Annotated in this window: 12 protein-coding genes; 9 read left to right on the plus strand and 3 right to left on the minus strand. The window is 65.6% G+C overall.

The genetic code is table 11. The features are described 5' to 3' along the window. Positions 1-1,899: a DUF1800 domain-containing protein gene (locus tag ACFPFG_RS30190; RefSeq protein WP_380109574.1), complete on the minus strand. Its 1,899-nt coding sequence runs from the start codon at positions 1,897-1,899 to the stop codon at positions 1-3. A gap of 350 nt (positions 1,900-2,249) precedes the next feature. Between ACFPFG_RS30190 and dbpA the strand changes: the two genes are divergently transcribed. Further along, positions 2,250-3,650, plus strand: coding sequence for an ATP-dependent RNA helicase DbpA (dbpA, locus tag ACFPFG_RS30195; RefSeq protein ID WP_312379367.1), 1,401 nt, complete (start codon positions 2,250-2,252; stop codon positions 3,648-3,650). 414 nt (positions 3,651-4,064) lie between these two features. Then, complete coding sequence (locus ACFPFG_RS30200) at positions 4,065-5,702, plus strand: sensor domain-containing diguanylate cyclase (RefSeq protein WP_380109576.1); 1,638 nt, start codon at positions 4,065-4,067, stop codon at positions 5,700-5,702. A 22-nt stretch (positions 5,703-5,724) separates the two neighbouring features. On the opposite strand, the gene ACFPFG_RS30205 is transcribed toward ACFPFG_RS30200, so the two are convergent. Both ACFPFG_RS30205 and ACFPFG_RS30210 read right to left on the minus strand, forming a co-directional pair. Then, positions 5,725-6,213 carry a MarR family winged helix-turn-helix transcriptional regulator gene (locus tag ACFPFG_RS30205; protein WP_183021807.1) on the minus strand — a complete coding sequence of 163 codons (489 nt, stop codon included), beginning with the start codon at positions 6,211-6,213 and terminating at the stop codon, positions 5,725-5,727. After that, positions 6,210-7,115, minus strand: a complete 906-nt coding sequence (locus ACFPFG_RS30210) for an alpha/beta hydrolase (RefSeq protein WP_380109578.1) — start codon at positions 7,113-7,115, stop codon at positions 6,210-6,212. The genes ACFPFG_RS30205 and ACFPFG_RS30210 overlap by 4 nt, the downstream gene beginning before the upstream one ends. A 197-nt stretch (positions 7,116-7,312) precedes the next feature. On the opposite strand from ACFPFG_RS30210, the gene ACFPFG_RS30215 reads away from it, so the two are divergent. The 7 genes from ACFPFG_RS30215 to ACFPFG_RS30245 all read left to right on the plus strand — a co-directional run bounded on the left by ACFPFG_RS30215 (position 7,313) and on the right by ACFPFG_RS30245 (position 15,653). After that, the gene (locus tag ACFPFG_RS30215; RefSeq protein WP_063325953.1) at positions 7,313-8,488 is read left to right on the plus strand and encodes an ABC transporter substrate-binding protein; all 1,176 of its coding nucleotides are present in this window, start codon (positions 7,313-7,315) and stop codon (positions 8,486-8,488) included. A gap of 110 nt (positions 8,489-8,598) precedes the next feature. After that, positions 8,599-9,519, plus strand: a complete 921-nt coding sequence (locus ACFPFG_RS30220) for a branched-chain amino acid ABC transporter permease (RefSeq protein ID WP_197955899.1) — start codon at positions 8,599-8,601, stop codon at positions 9,517-9,519. Between the two features lie 2 nt (positions 9,520-9,521). Further along, positions 9,522-10,484 (plus strand): branched-chain amino acid ABC transporter permease, encoded by a 963-nt coding sequence (locus ACFPFG_RS30225; protein ID WP_259649352.1) that lies wholly within the window; start codon positions 9,522-9,524, stop codon positions 10,482-10,484. Beyond that, complete coding sequence (locus ACFPFG_RS30230; RefSeq protein ID WP_380109580.1) at positions 10,481-11,275, plus strand: ABC transporter ATP-binding protein; 795 nt, start codon at positions 10,481-10,483, stop codon at positions 11,273-11,275. Before ACFPFG_RS30225 ends, ACFPFG_RS30230 begins: the two co-directional genes overlap by 4 nt. Continuing rightward, complete coding sequence (locus ACFPFG_RS30235; RefSeq protein ID WP_380109583.1) at positions 11,275-11,988, plus strand: ABC transporter ATP-binding protein; 714 nt, start codon at positions 11,275-11,277, stop codon at positions 11,986-11,988. Before ACFPFG_RS30230 ends, ACFPFG_RS30235 begins: the two co-directional genes overlap by 1 nt. A gap of 235 nt (positions 11,989-12,223) precedes the next feature. After that, on the plus strand, positions 12,224-14,533 hold the full coding sequence (locus ACFPFG_RS30240) for a type VI secretion system Vgr family protein (protein WP_380109585.1): 2,310 nt from the start codon (positions 12,224-12,226) through the stop codon (positions 14,531-14,533). Between the two features lie 10 nt (positions 14,534-14,543). Next, complete coding sequence (locus ACFPFG_RS30245; RefSeq protein ID WP_380109587.1) at positions 14,544-15,653, plus strand: DUF2169 family type VI secretion system accessory protein; 1,110 nt, start codon at positions 14,544-14,546, stop codon at positions 15,651-15,653. Positions 15,654-15,656 lie beyond the last annotated feature (3 nt).

The following is a 15,656-nucleotide window of genomic DNA, read 5'->3' on the forward strand; positions in this document are numbered from 1 at the left end:
TCACTTCTGCACCAGATATTCGGGACTGGCCATCACCAGCAGCACGGCGGCGGCCACGCGGTTGAGCTGGGTGGCGGTGTTGCTGGTGGCCGTCACCGGCGTGGCATTGAGCGCGGCCACGATGCGCGCCTGTGTGGCAGCCGATACCTGCCCTGCCGACAGCAGCAGCGCCACCTTGCGCACCAGCGCGGCGGCGTCGGCCACCAGGGGAAGCAGGTTGGCGTAGCTGCAGGTGATGTCGAAGCCGTTGGCCGCGCTGCTGCCGCCCTGGGGCAGGTCCGGCGCGTTCACGTAGTAGCCGTTGCGGATCACGTTCTGCATGAAGTTCAGGTAGCCGCTCACGCTGGTCTCGGTGACGATCTGGAACTCCGGCGCCACGCTGCCCGTCGTGGCCAGGGCGGTGGAGGGCGGCACGTAGCCCGGGCGGAAGAAGTTGAACACCGAGCCGGAGCGCAGCGGGCTCTGGCCCAGGCGGGTGGCCGGGTCGCTCAGGTTGTCGATCTTCCAGGTGCCGCGTGCCGACCGCAGCCCGAAGGTGCGGCCCCATTGCACGAAGCGCACCATGGGCTCGCGCAGGCGGCCGTACTGGGGGCTGGCAAGCCCTGCCGCGCTGTGCGCCTCCGGGTCCAGCAGCACGGTGGCGATCACGGCGCGCAGGTCGCCCCGCGTGCCGCTGCCGTTGTCGGCGAAGGCGGCGGCCACGCGCCCCACATAGGCGGGGCTGGGGTTGCTGGTGACCAGCCGCTGGATCAGCTGGCGCCCGATGAAGGGCCCGACGTTGGGGTGGTTGAACAGCGTGTCCAGCGCCGCCTTCAGCGCCGCTGGCCCCGACGTGCCCGCAGCCACGGTCGTGCCCAGGAAAGTGGCGGCCAGCGTGGAATGGCGCGCGGCGTTGAAGGCCATGGGCAGCAGCGCCTGCTGCAGCCCCGTCACCGTGCTGCCGCTCAGGTTGGTGGGCTGGTTCTTGCTGGTGTCGTAGTCGTAGCCGGTGAAGACGCGCGCCAGGTTGCTCACATCGGCTGCCGAATAGGTATCGATGCGGTTGCCGCTGCCGTCGCGCTGCTCGGTGCCGTCGGGGTTGAGGCGGTAGAGGCCGATGGTGAACAGCTGCATCACCTCGCGGGCGTAGTTCTCGTCGGGCTGGCGGCCGCTGCGGGTGTCTTCCTTCTGGTTGCCGCGCGTGCTCAGGTAGATGCCCATGGCGGGGCTGAGTGTCACGGCCTCCAACAGCGCGCGGAAATTGCCGAAGGCGTGCTGGTTCAGCAGATCCCAGTAGCCGGAGGCCAGGAAGATGCTCCAGGGCTGCTCCAGCCCCGTGGTGGAGACCACCATGATCTCCGACAGCGCCAATGCCACACGCTTGCGCACGGCGTCGCGCTCCGTGAAAAGCTGGCTCCAGAGCATGAAGTCGGAGGGATACGAGACGTTGTCGTAGCGCGTGCCGGCCTCTGCCACGCCGTAGCCGCGCTGCATCAGCCAGGCCGTGCCCGTGGTGTCCACGGGCAGCGCGAACTGCTCGGCCAGCCAGGGGCCGTAGCCCTTGGCGCGCAGCGCTGCGATCTCCTCGTCGGTGGCCGAGAACTGCGCCTGCAGCAGGAAACGCGCGGCTTCCTCGTCGCTGGCGGGGGTGGCCGTGGTGCCGGTACCGGTTCCGCCACCAGGGCCGGTGCCCGTACCGCCCGTGCCTCCATTGCCGGTACCGGGTGCCGTATCGCCCCCACCGCCTCCGCAGGCCACCAGCAGCGCGGCCGCCAGGGAGGAGGCCAGGGCGGGAGGGATCAAGGAACTCTTGGCATCGTGGCCGAGGTGGTCCGGCTCTGCGCAGGCCGGGTAGGAGTTCGCGGGCGCGCGGTCAGGCGGCTGCAGCGTGGAGGCTGCAGCCTGTGGTGTGGGGTGCATTGCGGGCTTTCAGGCGGCGGCCGGGGCGTGGCAACGAACTGCCTCGCTCCTCGGCGCGTGGCGCAGAGTGTTCCAAGGTTTTCGGATGTGAGCGGACACTTTTCAGTCCTAAAGCGTGTCAAGATGTTATGCGTTGCAGGGGCGGCATGCAGAAACACGGCGTTGGGCCAAGACGCATGGGTCTCGCCCGGGGCCGCCGCCGGTTGAGGCGTCTTGTGTCATCCATGGCTTCAACACCCCGCTGGCCGTCCTCTCGCACATGCTGGCAATTGCCCAGCATGTCTCCTGTTCTTTTTCAGTGACCAACGTGTGCGCTTCGGTCTTGAAATCGCCAACTTTAAAATGCCCTCATGACTCCTCCCTCGGCTTCCCCCCATTCCTTCGACAAACTTGCGCTTTCGCCGGCAACGCTCGCCAATCTTGAGCGGCTCGGCTACCTTGAAATGACGGCGATCCAGCTCGCCAGCCTGCCCCCTGCGCTTGAAGGCAAGGATGTGATCGCTCAGGCGAAGACCGGCAGCGGCAAGACCGCAGCCTTTGCCCTGGCGCTGCTGGCCAAGCTGGATACGCGCAATTTCTCGGTGCAAGGCCTGGTGCTCTGCCCCACCCGCGAGCTGGCCGATCAGGTGACGACCGAGATTCGCCGCCTGGCGCGTGCGGAAGACAACGTCAAGGTGGTGACCCTGTCCGGTGGCGTTCCGCTGCGCGGCCAGAACGCGAGCCTGGAGAACGGCGCGCACGTGATCGTGGGCACGCCCGGCCGTGTGATCGATCACCTGGACCGGGGCAATCTGAACCTTGATTCGCTGAACACCTTGGTGCTCGACGAAGCGGATCGCATGCTCGACATGGGTTTCGTCGATGACATCGCGAAAGTCGCCAAGCAGTGCCCCCCGCAGCGCCAGACCTTGCTGTTCTCCGCCACCTACCCCGAAGGCATCGCCAAGCTGGCCGCGCGATTCATGCGTGACCCGGTCACGGTCAAGGTCGCCGCACAGCACAGCGGCGAGCAGATCGAGCAGCGCTGGTACGAGGTGGACAAGGAAGAACGCTTGCCTTCGGTAGCTCGCCTGCTGGAGCATTTCCGGCCCGAGAGCACGCTGGCCTTCTGCAATACCAAGGCGCGCTGCCGGGCCCTTGCCGAGCTGCTGCAGGCCCAGGGCTACAGCGCGCTGGAGCTGCACGGCGATCTGGAGCAGCGTGACCGTGACCAGGTGCTGGTGCGCTTCGTGAACGGCAGTTGCTCCGTGCTGGTCGCCACCGATGTGGCGGCTCGCGGCCTCGATGTGACCCATCTGGGCGCCGTCATCAACGTGGACATCACGCCCGACCCTGAAGTGCACGTGCACCGCATCGGCCGCACAGGCCGCGCCGGCCAGAAAGGTTTGGCCCTGAGTCTTGCGACGATGGACGAAATGGGCGCGGTCGGAAACATCGAACAGATGCAGGGCAGCCCCTCCGTCTGGTACCCGCTGGACGAGCTGACGCCGGCTCCCGGCGGCCGGCTCCTGCCATCCAAGGCCACCATCCACATCAATGCCAGCCGCAAGGACAAGATCCGCCCGGGCGACGTGCTGGGCGCTCTCACCGCAGACCTGGGCTACACCCGCGAGCAAGTGGGCAAGATCGACATCAACGAGTTCGCAACCTATGTGGCCGTGGACCGCAAGATTGCGCATGACGTGGTTGCCCGGCTCAATAGCGGGAAGATCAAGGGGCGAACGGTGAAGGCGCGCTTGCTCAAGGATTGAGGGGTTTCAGGCGCATCAGTCAGTGTCACTTCTGTGTGGGGCATGGGCAGTGCATGCCAGTCCCTTTCAGCAATGGGCCAGCATGCCGTGCTGGTGCCTTGGGAAAGGGGGGAGGCTTGGCGCGGCAGCGTGCGCGGCCCGGTGAACGGTGGTGCGGGTCAACGGCGGCTGCTGCGCTTGTGTACGGGCCGCCAAACCCGTGTCCCCGGGGAACAGGGAAATACCCTCCGAAACCGGGGCGCCCCCAATTCCTGCCCGTCCGGCCTATTTTTCCGAAGCCGGGGACAATATCGGGTTCGCGGGTTTTTCCGGCTTGACTTGGGTCAAGACCGAAATCACCCGCGCAAAGACGCTGCCCAGGCGCTGAGCCCGGACGCAGAAATCCCAAGATCGGACGGCGGCGGGACTGCCGAGATGGCGCAGGTGCATGTGATGGAGAGGGATTGGTGGACAAAGGCCTGGTGCGGAGGCAAAGGCCGGCCCGTGAAGCGTGATGCCTGCCTGGTGGCCTGGTTGCTGGCGGTGGTGTTCGTGTCGGTCTCTGCGGCCACGGTCTGGCAATTGGTGGCGGCGCGCCAGCGCACGCTGGCCGAGGTCGATACCGGCAACCGCAACCTGGCCCAGACACTGAACACCTATGCCGAGGGCGTGATCACCCAAAGCTCCATGCTGCTGCTGGGCATTGCCGAGCGGCTGGAGGTGGATGGCGCCAGCCCCGTGCTCCTGGAGCGGGTGCTGTACCTGGTCAACCGGCAGGAGCAGCTGCTGAACCAGCTCAACGAGCTGCTGATCGTGGATGCGCAGGGCCATTGGCTGATGTCGTCCAAGGGGGCGTTCCCCGAAGGATCGGAAAGCTCCGGCCGGGACTACTTCACGCACCACCGTGACGACGCATCTTCAGGCATCTACATCGGTCCGCCGATCCGCAGCCGCTCCACGGGCGAATGGGTGATCACCATCAGCCGGCGCTATACGGACGCCGAGGGCCAGTTTGCGGGCGCGGTGGTGGTGGCGCTGGGGGTGGAGAATTTCCTGCGGCTGTTCGGCAAGATCGATATCGGCGAGAAGGGGGCCATTGCACTGAGCACGCCGGGCGGGCAGTTGCTGGTGCGCCACCCGTTCCGCGAGCAGGACCTGGGGCGGGACTTCTCGCAGTCGCCCAATTTCCTGCGCCACTACGTGGGGGCGATGTCGGGCACGGCGTCGTTCCGCTCGGCCCTGGATGGCACGGAGAGAATCTATGCCTTCCTGCGCAGCGAGCGCTATCCGCTGGTGACCACGGTGGCCCTGGGCCGCGATGAGGCGTTGAGCTCCTGGCGGCGCCAGGCGCTGCTGACGCTGGCCGTGGTGCTGGGGCTGTTTCTGGCGATTGCGTTGATCGGCTGGCGCCTGACGGCCGCGATGCGGCTGCGTTCGCGCGCCGAGTGCTCCCTGGTCAGCGCGCGCGAGGAATTGCTGGACGCCAATCGCCGGCTGGAGGTGCTGGCCGCGCAGGACCAGTTGACGGGCCTGGCCAACCGCCGCCGCTTTGACGAGGTGCTGGAGCGCGAGGCCCGTCGCGCTGCGCGCGAGGGCACGCCGCTGTCGCTGCTGCTGATCGACCTGGACTACTTCAAGGGCTACAACGATGCCTACGGCCATGTGGCGGGCGATGCCTGCCTGCAGGCCGTGTGCAGCGCGCTGGCCCAGGCGGTGCAACGGCCCGGCGACATGGCGGCGCGCTATGGCGGGGAAGAGCTGGCCGTGGTGCTGCCCAATACCGACAAGGCCGGCGCGCAGCAGGTGGCCGAGCGGCTGCGCGCGCGCATCGAGGGCCTGGCCCTGGAGCACCGCATCAGCCGCTTTGGCCATGTGACGGCCAGCATTGGCGTGGCCACGACGCAGGGTGATGAGGCTGGCGTCAACCAAGGCGCGACACAAGGCGCGATACAAAGCGCGACCCAAGGCGCTACACAAGGCACCACCCAAGGTGCCGCCGTGGCGCTGGTGGAAGCGGCCGACCGTGCGCTGTACCGCGCCAAGGCCGCAGGGCGCAACTGCGTGCAGGGCTGAATGGGGTTGGGTCTGCGCGCGCTCAGTCCGTGGGCGAGCGGTGGGCCACCACCTGCTGCTTGAGGTCGCCCAGCGCCTGGTACAGGTCGTTGCGGCTGGCCTGCGGCATGTCGCCGAACATGCCCATGACCCAGGATTCATGCGCCTTGGCCATGCGCGCAAAGGTCTTGCGGCCCAGTGGGGTGAGGTGCAGCACGGAGCTGCGCCGGTCGGACTCCACCTTGGTGCGTACCACCAGGCCCTCTTTCTCCAGCTGGTCGGTGATGCCGGTGATGTTGCCGTTGGTCACCATCATGTGGCGCGACAGCTCGCCCATCTTCATGCCCTCGGGCGCGCGCTGCAGCTGGGCCATGAGGTCGAAGCGGGGCAGGGTGGTGTCGAATTCGCCGCGCAGGCGGTTGCGGATCTCGCCTTCGATCAGATTGCAGCAGGTGAGCATGCGCAGCCACAGGCGCAGCGCATGGTGGTCGTCGGGCGCTGCGCGCGATTCCAGGTCGGGGGCGTGGGTCATGGCTGGTTCTGCGGTGTGGAGGCGCTCAAGCCCATCTGCGCGAGGATGGCGCGCGTCAGCGGGCCGGCCGGGTCGTTCAGGGTGAGCACGATGTCGAAATGGTTGGTGCCGGGCATGGCCACGTACTGGCCTGACGATGGACCAGGGCCACGGCGCTGGTTCCAGGCGGCCAGGTAATCGTCGCTCTGGCGCTTGAATTCATCGGTCTCGCTCTCGCCGTAGCTGACGATGAGCGGGCAGGCCGCGCCGTGCGGCAGGAGAGCGGGGCTGTTGCGAATGGCATCCTGCTCGCTCAGGCGCATCCATTCATTGATGTGGGTGTGCACCAGCGGGCGCAGGTCGAACAGGCCCGACAGCGGCGCGGCGCCGCGCACCACGTCTTCGGGCACGCCGTAGTCCGCATGCCAGCCACCGGCCAGCAGCATGCCCGCCAGGTGGCCGCCGGCCGAGCTGCCGCAGACATGGATGCGGCCCGGGTCGCCTCCGTAGCGGGCGATGTGGGCATGCACCCAGGCCAGGGCGCGGCGTGTCTGGTCCACGATGCGGTCCAGCGTGACGGCGGGCGCCAGCGAATAGTTCAGGGCCACCACCACGGCGCCGGCGCGCGTGAAGGTGGGCGCCATGCTGCTGGAGTCGTCCTTGGACAGCAGCCGCCAGTAGCCGCCGTGGATGAAGAAGAGAACAGGGGCGCCTGCCGCCCCGGTTGCTGCCGGGAAAATGTCCAGCAGCTCGTCGGCATGCTCGCCATAGGCCACGTTCAGCGCGCAGGGCAGGCTCTGGCGCGCGGCCCGGCTGTCGTCGGCATAGGCCTTGATGATGGGGGTGATGTCGGGTACCGTCGCGCGGGCGTTGTACTGGACATCGAGTCCGGCGCGGTCGTAGTGACGGTAGAGTGCGGGCATTGGAACGGAGATGGCGCGAAATGGTTTGTATGGCAGGTATTGGTACAAGTCCCAGACTTGTTCTGCAAAATACTTTAAACCTAAACTAAGACCTGCGCCAACCGTTCCAGCCCTTACAGAGTTTCCCGTCCAGCGTGACGGAAGACTGCCTCACCACCGATTGCCATCCGCGCGGCCCGCGCAAGGAGCACAGCAGCATGCGTTTCCTCACCCCCTTCCTGGCCGCAGCGGCCCTGGCCCCTGCCTTTGTTCCCGCGCTCGCGCAGGCGGACACCATCAAGGTCGGTATCGCCAACGATATTTCCGGGCCGTTTGCCGCGTTGGGCGCCGAGGCGCGTGATGGCTTCAACCTCGCCATCAAGCAGCTGGGCGGCAAGCTGGGCGGCCAGCCGGCCGAGTTCCTGCAGACCGACATGGGCGGCAACCCCGACCAGGCGCGCCAGCTGGTCACGCGCTACATACAGCGCGACAAGGTGGATTTCTTCACCGGCCCCATCGGCTCCAACGTGGCCCTGGCCGTGGGCCCGGCGCTGTTCGGCGCCAAGGTGCCCTACCTGTCCAACAACCCCGGCCCCAGCCAGTTCGCGGGCGCGCAGTGCAATGCGTTCTGGTTCGGCACGTCCTACCAGAACGATGCCTTCCATGAGGCAGCCGGCAAGCTGGCCGCCGACCGTGGCTTCAAGAAGATGTTCATCATGGCGCCCGACTATCCGGCGGGCAAGGATGCGCTGGTCGGCTTCAAGCGCGGCTACAAGACCGCGCCCGGCGAGGAGGTCTACACCAAGCTGGGCCAGATCGACTACGCGGCCGAGCTGGCCCAGATCCGCGCGGCCAAGCCCGATGCGGTCTACATCTTCCTGCCGGGCGGCATGGGCATCAACTTCGTCAAGCAGTTCGTGTCCACGGGGCTGTCGCAAAGCGTCAAGCTGATCGGCCCGGGCTTCTCGGCCGACGAGGACGTGATCCAGGCCGTGGGCGAGCCCATGCTGGGCATGGTCAACACCGCGCAGTGGGCGCATGACCTGGACGTGCCGCAGAACAAGGCCTTCGTCGAGGCCTTCCGCAAGGAGTACAAGGGCCGCAACCCCTCGGTCTACGCGGCCCAGGCCTATGACGTGATCATGGCCATGGATGCGGCGGTCAAGCAGGCCGGCGGCAAGGCCTCGGACCGCCAGGCCATTGTCAAGGCGCTGGAGAAGGCCGACTACGCCTCGGTGCGAGGCCCCTTCACTTACGGCAAGAACCACTATCCCATCCAGGCCTATTACCAGCGCGTGATCGAGAAGGACGGCAGCGGCCGCATCACCAACAAGCTGGTGGGCAAGGTGTTCGATAAATATCAAGACGTCTACGTCAACGACTGCAGGATGTGACCCCGCCGCCGCGCCCCCGTCGGGCGCGGCGTGCCTTGATCTTGATTTTCAAAGCCGGATGATTTGTTGACCGCGCGCGGGCCACTGCGCCTGCGGCAGGGGGCGTGTGGATGACGTGGACGCTGCTCTTGGAGCAATTGCTGAATGGCCTGCAGTTCGGGCTGATGCTGTTTCTGATCGCGGCCGGGCTGACCCTGGTATTCGGCATCATGGACATCATGAACCTGGCCCATGGCTCGCTGTACATGGCGGGCGCCTATGTGGCGGCCGAGACCATGCAGCGCACGGGCTCGTTCGCCGCGGCCGTGCTGGTGGCAGCCGTGGCCACGGGCGTGGCGGGTGTGGTGCTGGAGCTGGTGCTGATACGGCGCCTGGCCGTGCGCGACCATCTGGCCCAGGTGCTGGGCAGCTATGCCGTCATCCTCATTGCCAATGACCTGGTCAAGATGGTCTGGGGCCCGGCGCCGGTGATGCTGAACATGCCGGCCGCGCTGTCGGGGCCGGTGCAGTTGCTGCCCGATCTCATGTACCCGGCCTACCGGCTGATGATCATCGTCTTCGGCCTGGCCGCCGCGTTGGGCCTGTACTGGTTCGTGACGCGCACGCGCGCCGGCGTGCTGGTGCGGGCAGGGGCCTCCAACCGCCAGATGGCCACGCTGATGGGCGTGCGCGTGCCGCTGCTGTTCCTGGGCGTGTTCACGCTGGGCGCCATGCTGGCGGCGGTGGCGGGGGCGCTGCTGGGGCCCATCACTTCGGTGCAGGTGGGCATGGGCGAGGACATCCTCATCCTGGTGCTGGTGTGCATCGTCATCGGCGGCATAGGCTCCATACGCGGCGCCCTGGTTGGCGCCTTGCTGGTGGGCATGGTGGATACGGCGGGGCGGGCCTTTTTGCCCATGCTGCTGCGCCAGGTGTTCTCCCCGGCCGTGGCATCCAGCGTGGGGCCCACGCTGGCGGCGATTTCCATCTATGTGCTGATGGCGGTGGTGCTGGTGTACCGTCCTTCCGGCCTTTTCCCCGCGCGAGGCTGAGCATGGAACACAGCACATTACAGGGCAGGTTCCAGGCCCGGTTCTTCTGGACCGTGCTCGCGCTGCTGGCGCTGGCGGTGTTCCCGCTGGTGGCTCCGGCGCTGGGGCTGGACTTCTACATCTCCTTCGTGCGCCGCGTACTGATCTACGCGCTGGCTGCCACCAGCCTGAACCTCATCCTGGGCTATGGCGGCATGGTGGCGCTGGGGCATGCGGCCTTCTTCGGTGCGGGGGCCTATGCGGTGGGCATCCTGGCGATGAACGGCGTGACCTCGGCCCTGGTGGCCTGGCCGGCCGCCGCGCTGCTGGCCGGGCTGCTGGCCGCCGCTACGGGCGCCGTGTCGCTGCGCACGCGCGGCGTGTACTTCATCATGATCACGCTGGCCTTTGCGCAGATGCTGTTCTACATCTTCATCTCGCTGCGCCAGTACGGCGGCGAGGACGGGCTGAACCTGCCCGGCCATTCCGTGCTGCCCGGGCTGGACCTGGGCCACGATGTCTCCTTCTACTACGTGGTGCTGGTGCTGTTCGCGGTGCTGATGGCCGTGTTCGGGCGGCTGGTGGATTCGCGCTTCGGCAAGGCGCTGCAGGGCGTGCGCGAGAACGAGTCGCGCATGGAGTCGCTGGGCTACCCGGTCTATCGCATCAAGCTGGCAGCCTTTGTGCTCAGCGGCGCCGTGGCCGGGCTGGCGGGCGCGCTGCTGGCCAACCACAACCTGTTCATCTCCCCCAGCCTCATGCACTGGACCCAGTCGGCCAACCTGCTGATCATGGTGCTGGTGGGGGGCGTGGGCCTGCGCTGGGGCGGCGTGGCCGGCGCCGTCGTCATGCTGACGCTGGAGGAAGTGCTTCGCATGTGGACCGAGTACTGGCACCTGCCGCTGGGCCTGCTGCTGCTGTGCGTGGTGTTCGGTGCGCCGCGCGGCCTGATGGGCCTGTGGCCCGCACGCGGGAGGCAGGCATGAGCGGCGCGGCCACCCCTATCTCCATTCCCACCCCGGCCCTGGAAGCCAAGGGCCTGGTGCGCCACTTTGGCGCGCTGCTGGCCACCGACCATGTCTCGTTGTCGCTGGCGCCTGGCGAGATCCATGCGCTGATCGGCCCCAATGGCGCGGGCAAGTCCACGCTCATCCATCTGCTGTCCGGCACGCTGGCGGCCGATGCGGGCACGCTGGTGCTGGCGGGGCGCGATGTGAGCGCGCTCAACGCCCACCAGCGCGTGGCGGCAGGGCTGTCGCGGTCTTTCCAGATCACCAACATCTTCAAGCAGTCCAGCGTGCTGGACAACCTGGTGCTGGCCGTGCAGGCGCATGCGGGCAGCAGCTTCAGCTTCTGGCGCCCGCGCGCGGCCGAGACCGCGCTCTACGAGCAGGCCCGCGAGCTGGCGCGCGAATGCGCCATTGATGCCAGCCTGCTGCAACGCCCCGCTGGCACGCTGCCGCATGGCGAGCAGCGCAAGCTGGAATTCGCGCTGGCCCTGGCCGCGCGCCCTGGCGTGCTGCTGCTGGACGAGCCCATGGCCGGCATGGGCCCCGATGAAACACTGCGCCTGACCGAGCTGATCGAATCCCTGCGCGGCCGTGCCGCCATGCTGCTGGTGGAGCACGACATGCAGGCCGTGTTCCGCCTGGCCGACCGCATCTCCGTGCTGGTCTACGGCCGCATCATCGCCACCGGCACGCCCGACGAGATACGTGGCAACGCCGACGTGCGCCAGGCCTACCTGGGCGACGAAGAAGTGAAGGAGGGCGCGTGATGCTCGAAATGCAGGCCGTGCAAAGCGGCTACGGACCCAGCCAGGTGCTGTTCGGCGTGGACCTCCGCATCGAGGCAGGCCAGGTCGTCACCCTGCTGGGCCGCAACGGCATGGGCAAGACCACGCTGCTTCGCACGCTGCTGGGCCAACTGCCCCTGCGCGCCGGCCGCATGGTGTTTGTCGGGCAGGACATTGCCGGCTGGGCCACCGACCGCATCGCCCGCACCGGCGTGGCCATCGTGCCCGAAGGCCGCCAGTGCTTTCCCAATCTCACGGTGCGCGAGCACCTGACGGCCTTTGTGGCCCAGCGCAATTCGGGCAGCCCCGGCGCGGCCCAGCCCTGGACGCCCGAGCGCGTGTTCGCGCTGTTTCCCCGCCTGGGCGAGCGCGCCTCCAACATGGGCAACCAGCTGTCAGGCGGCGAGCAGCAAATGCTGGCCATAGGCCGCGCCCTGGTCACCAACCCGCGCCTGCTCATCCTGGACGAAGCCACCGAGGGCCTGGCCCCCCGCATCCGCGAAGAGATCTGGGCCTGCCTGGCCCAACTGCGCGCCGCCGGCCAGACCATCCTGGTCATCGACAAATACGTGGAGCGCCTGCTGGGCCTGGCCGACCGCCACCTCATCCTGGAGCGCGGCAAAGTCGTGTGGAGCGGAGACTCGGCCGCGCTGGATGGGGACAGAGCGCTGTGGGAACGGTATTTGGGAGTGTGAGCACGCGCAATGCATTCGCGGTTCAAGGCGAAATTCAAGGCGCGATGGAGGGTTGAATGGCATTGAAGATCAATGGGTGGCATGCCATTCAAATACAGGCCTGTATCCAAGATGGGCAATTGCTTACATTTACAGGATGTATCCGGCCCTGCATTTGATTGCCCTATGGCCATCGGCTTGTCTATGATCCCGGCTCACCAAGAGCAGGGAGGCCGCCCCCAGGGCGGCGCGCACTATGACACGCCGAGTCACCATACACACGCCATTGGGCGAGCAGCTGCATTTCCGTGAATTGCGCGGCCAGGAAAACATCAGCCAGCTCTTCAGCCTCGATGTGGAAATGCTCAGCGAAAGCGAAAGCATCGATCCCAAGGCCCTATTGGGCAAAAACGCCACCATAGAAATAGAAACCCAGGGCGGCGGCAGGCGCTTCATCGACGGCATCGTCACCCGCTTCGGCATGCAGGGCCAGGACCACCGCCACTACGCCTACAAGGCGCGCCTGAGCCCCTGGCTGTGGCTGGCCACGCGCAAGAGCGACTTTCGCATCTTCCAGAACCAGACCGTGCCCGACATCATCGAGCAGGTATTGGGCGTCTATGGCCATCCCCTGCAAAAGAAACTCACGCGTGCGTATCGCAGCTGGGATTACTGCGTTCAATACAACGAAAGCGATTGCGATTTTGTCTCGCGATTGATGGAGCACGAAGGCATTTACTACTTCTTCGAGCATGCCTCGGGCCAGCACACCCTGGTGCTGTGCGACGACATCATTGCTTCGCACAGCGTATTGCCCGGGGGCGCCTCCATTCCCTTTTATCCCCCGGAAAAAGCCGCCGCAGGCGATCAGGAAAACATCCACGCCTGGCATCTGGAGCAGGAAATCAAATCGGGCCGCCATTACAGCGACGACTACGACTTCAAGAAACCCCGGGCCGACCTCACCCACCTGCGGCGCGACCCACCGGGCCACGCCCATGACGGCCACGAAATCTACGAATGGCCGGGCGGCTACACCCAGCTGAGCGACGGCGAGGACTACATCCGCGTGCGCCTGAAGGAAAGCCTCACGGGCCAAAGCCGGGTGCGGGGCCATTCCTGCCACCGGGCGCTGGCCACGGGCTACACCTTCAGCCTCTACAACTACCCGCGCGGCGACCAGAACCAGCAGTACCTGATCACGGGCCTGAGCTACCACCTCAAAGAAAACCCCCGCGTCAGTGCCGTGGCCCCGGGCGCCAAGGGCAGCGCCGCGGAAGACGGCTCCTTCCAGCGCTACGAGTTGCAGGCCCAGCCCACCAGTCTTGCCTACACGCCACAGCGCACCACGCCCAAGCCCCGCACCACGGGCCCGCAGACCGCCGTCGTCGTGGGCCCGGCCGGAGAAGAAATCTGGACCGACGAATACGGCCGCATCAAGGTGCAGTTCCACTGGGACCGGCTGGGCGGCATGAACGAGAACTCCAGCTGCTGGATCCGCGTGGCCACGAACTGGGCAGGCCCGGGGTTCGGTGCCATCTCCATTCCCCGCATAGGGCATGAAGTCGTCGTCGACTTCCTCAACGGCGACCCCGACCACCCGCTGGTCACGGGCTGCGTCTACAACGCGGCCAACATGCCGCCCTGGGCGCTGCCGGCCAACGCCACGCAATCGGGCATCAAGACCAGATCGAGCAAGGGCGGCGCCGCGGGCGCGGGCATGAAGAACGGCCCGGGTGACGCCAACGCCATCCGCTTCGAGGACAAGGCAGGCGCCGAGCAGCTGTGGCTGCATGCCCAGAAGGACCAGCTCACCGAAGTCGAGAACGACGAGGACAAATGGGTGGGCAACGACCGGCGCAAGACCGTGGACCGGGACGAGACCAGCGTCATCCACCGGGACCGTACCGAGACCGTGGACCGCAACGAGAAGATCGATGTCCACGGCTGGCGCACTGAAGTGGTGGACCTGGATGAGACGCTGACCGTTCACCAGAACCGCCAACGGACCGTGGATCTGAACGAGACCGTGAAGATCGGGCAGTCACGCAACAAAACCGTTGGCAAACACGAGAAGGACAAGATAGGTCGCAACTGGTCCATCACTGTGGGCCGGTTCAAGACCGAGACCATAGGCATCGCCTACATGCAGAACGTGGGTGTCGCCAAGATGGTGAATATTGGCGTGGCCTACAACCTCAACGTAGGCATGACCATGATCACCAATGTGGGCAGTAGCCGCAAGGACACGATCGGCAAGACACAGGATGTCAGTGTGGGCGACAAGTACGAGCTCAAAGTCGGCGCGGGCAGTGGAGGGGGCGGCAGTGGAAGCGCATCGTCCGGGATGGCGATGAACATCACCGCGCCCAGCAGCGCGAATTCGGAAGGCGGCGGCGCGGCCGGGTCATCCATCACCATGGACGGCAAGAGCATTACGTTGAAGGTGGGCAAAAGCCTGATCGTGATGCAGGAGGATGGGACCATTGTCGTCAATGGAAACACCATCGATGTGGTTGGGTCCAAGCACATAGGCATGGAATCCGACCGGATAGACCTGAACTGAGGGGTGTGCAATGAGCAGCCCCTCCTATGTTCTGGAATCTTCGACGCCCACTGCGGACTTGCCCGAAGTCAGAAATCGCACCCGCTTCCCGAGCCAGTATTTTCAGATGCTGGATACCGATGACCACGTATTTCACGTCATGGTCACCCGGATTACCTATGACCTGAATCGACTGGATGAAAACGGGTTTCCACGTCTTGCAAAAAAGCAAGTTGAACTGGTGCAAACCGACGAGTTCTATACCGGGTGTCATACCAGCTCGATTGTCCAGGAGAGCGATTTTTCGCCCTACAAGCCCCGCTGCGATGTCATCTTCTCGCATGCCTTTGCACATTCTCCGGAGGAGAAACCCTTCAATCGCTGGGCTGCCGGTGTCAAGATCGATAAATGGGACAAGGTGTTGATGGTTTGCGGCCCGCGCGTCATACGCTCCGGTTTATTGGGCTGGCAGCTCAGTGAGCCAGAAAAGGCCACTCGTGTACCTATCTGCCATGAACTTGCGTTTGGTGGAACCTGTCGTTGGCCGGAAAAAAACGATGAAGACGCCGATCCCGAGATTTTTTCGCGTCATGAACTCAATCCGATTGGATGCGGATTCCTGGACAAGGCATGGGTCAAAAAAACCGGGAAAAATGAATTTCGTGCACCACAGATCGAAGTGTTCAACAAGGCCTTCGATGATGGATGGCTCCGCGGCCAGAACTATCCTGTGGTCGGGCTGGGGCCTAACGGACGCTGGTGGCAGCCACGTGTGCAGCTGACAGGCAGCTATGACCACAAATGGCTTGAAAGCCGTTGGCCTGCCTTGCCCAAGGATTTTGATTTTTCCTACTGGAACTGTGCACCTGCGGACCAGCAGATTGATTATCCAAAAGGTGGCGAGAGCATTACCTTGTTCGGACTGACGCCAGGCGGAGGATATTTGCGCGCAAAGGTCCCAGGCAATCATCCTTATTCATTGGTGGGGCTTCACGCGGGCCCGGTACTGGAGCGCCCCATGCATCTAGATACGCTGATTTTCGACATGCAGAAGATGACACTGACCTGCGTGCACCGCACCAACATCGCGGCCAATGCAGGAATAAAGATGATCGAAGTTCTTCAGCGCACCCAGGAGTGATTT

The sequence above is a fragment of the Delftia deserti genome (assembly GCF_042653485.1).
Classification (GTDB): domain Bacteria; phylum Pseudomonadota; class Gammaproteobacteria; order Burkholderiales; family Burkholderiaceae_C; genus Comamonas; species Comamonas acidovorans.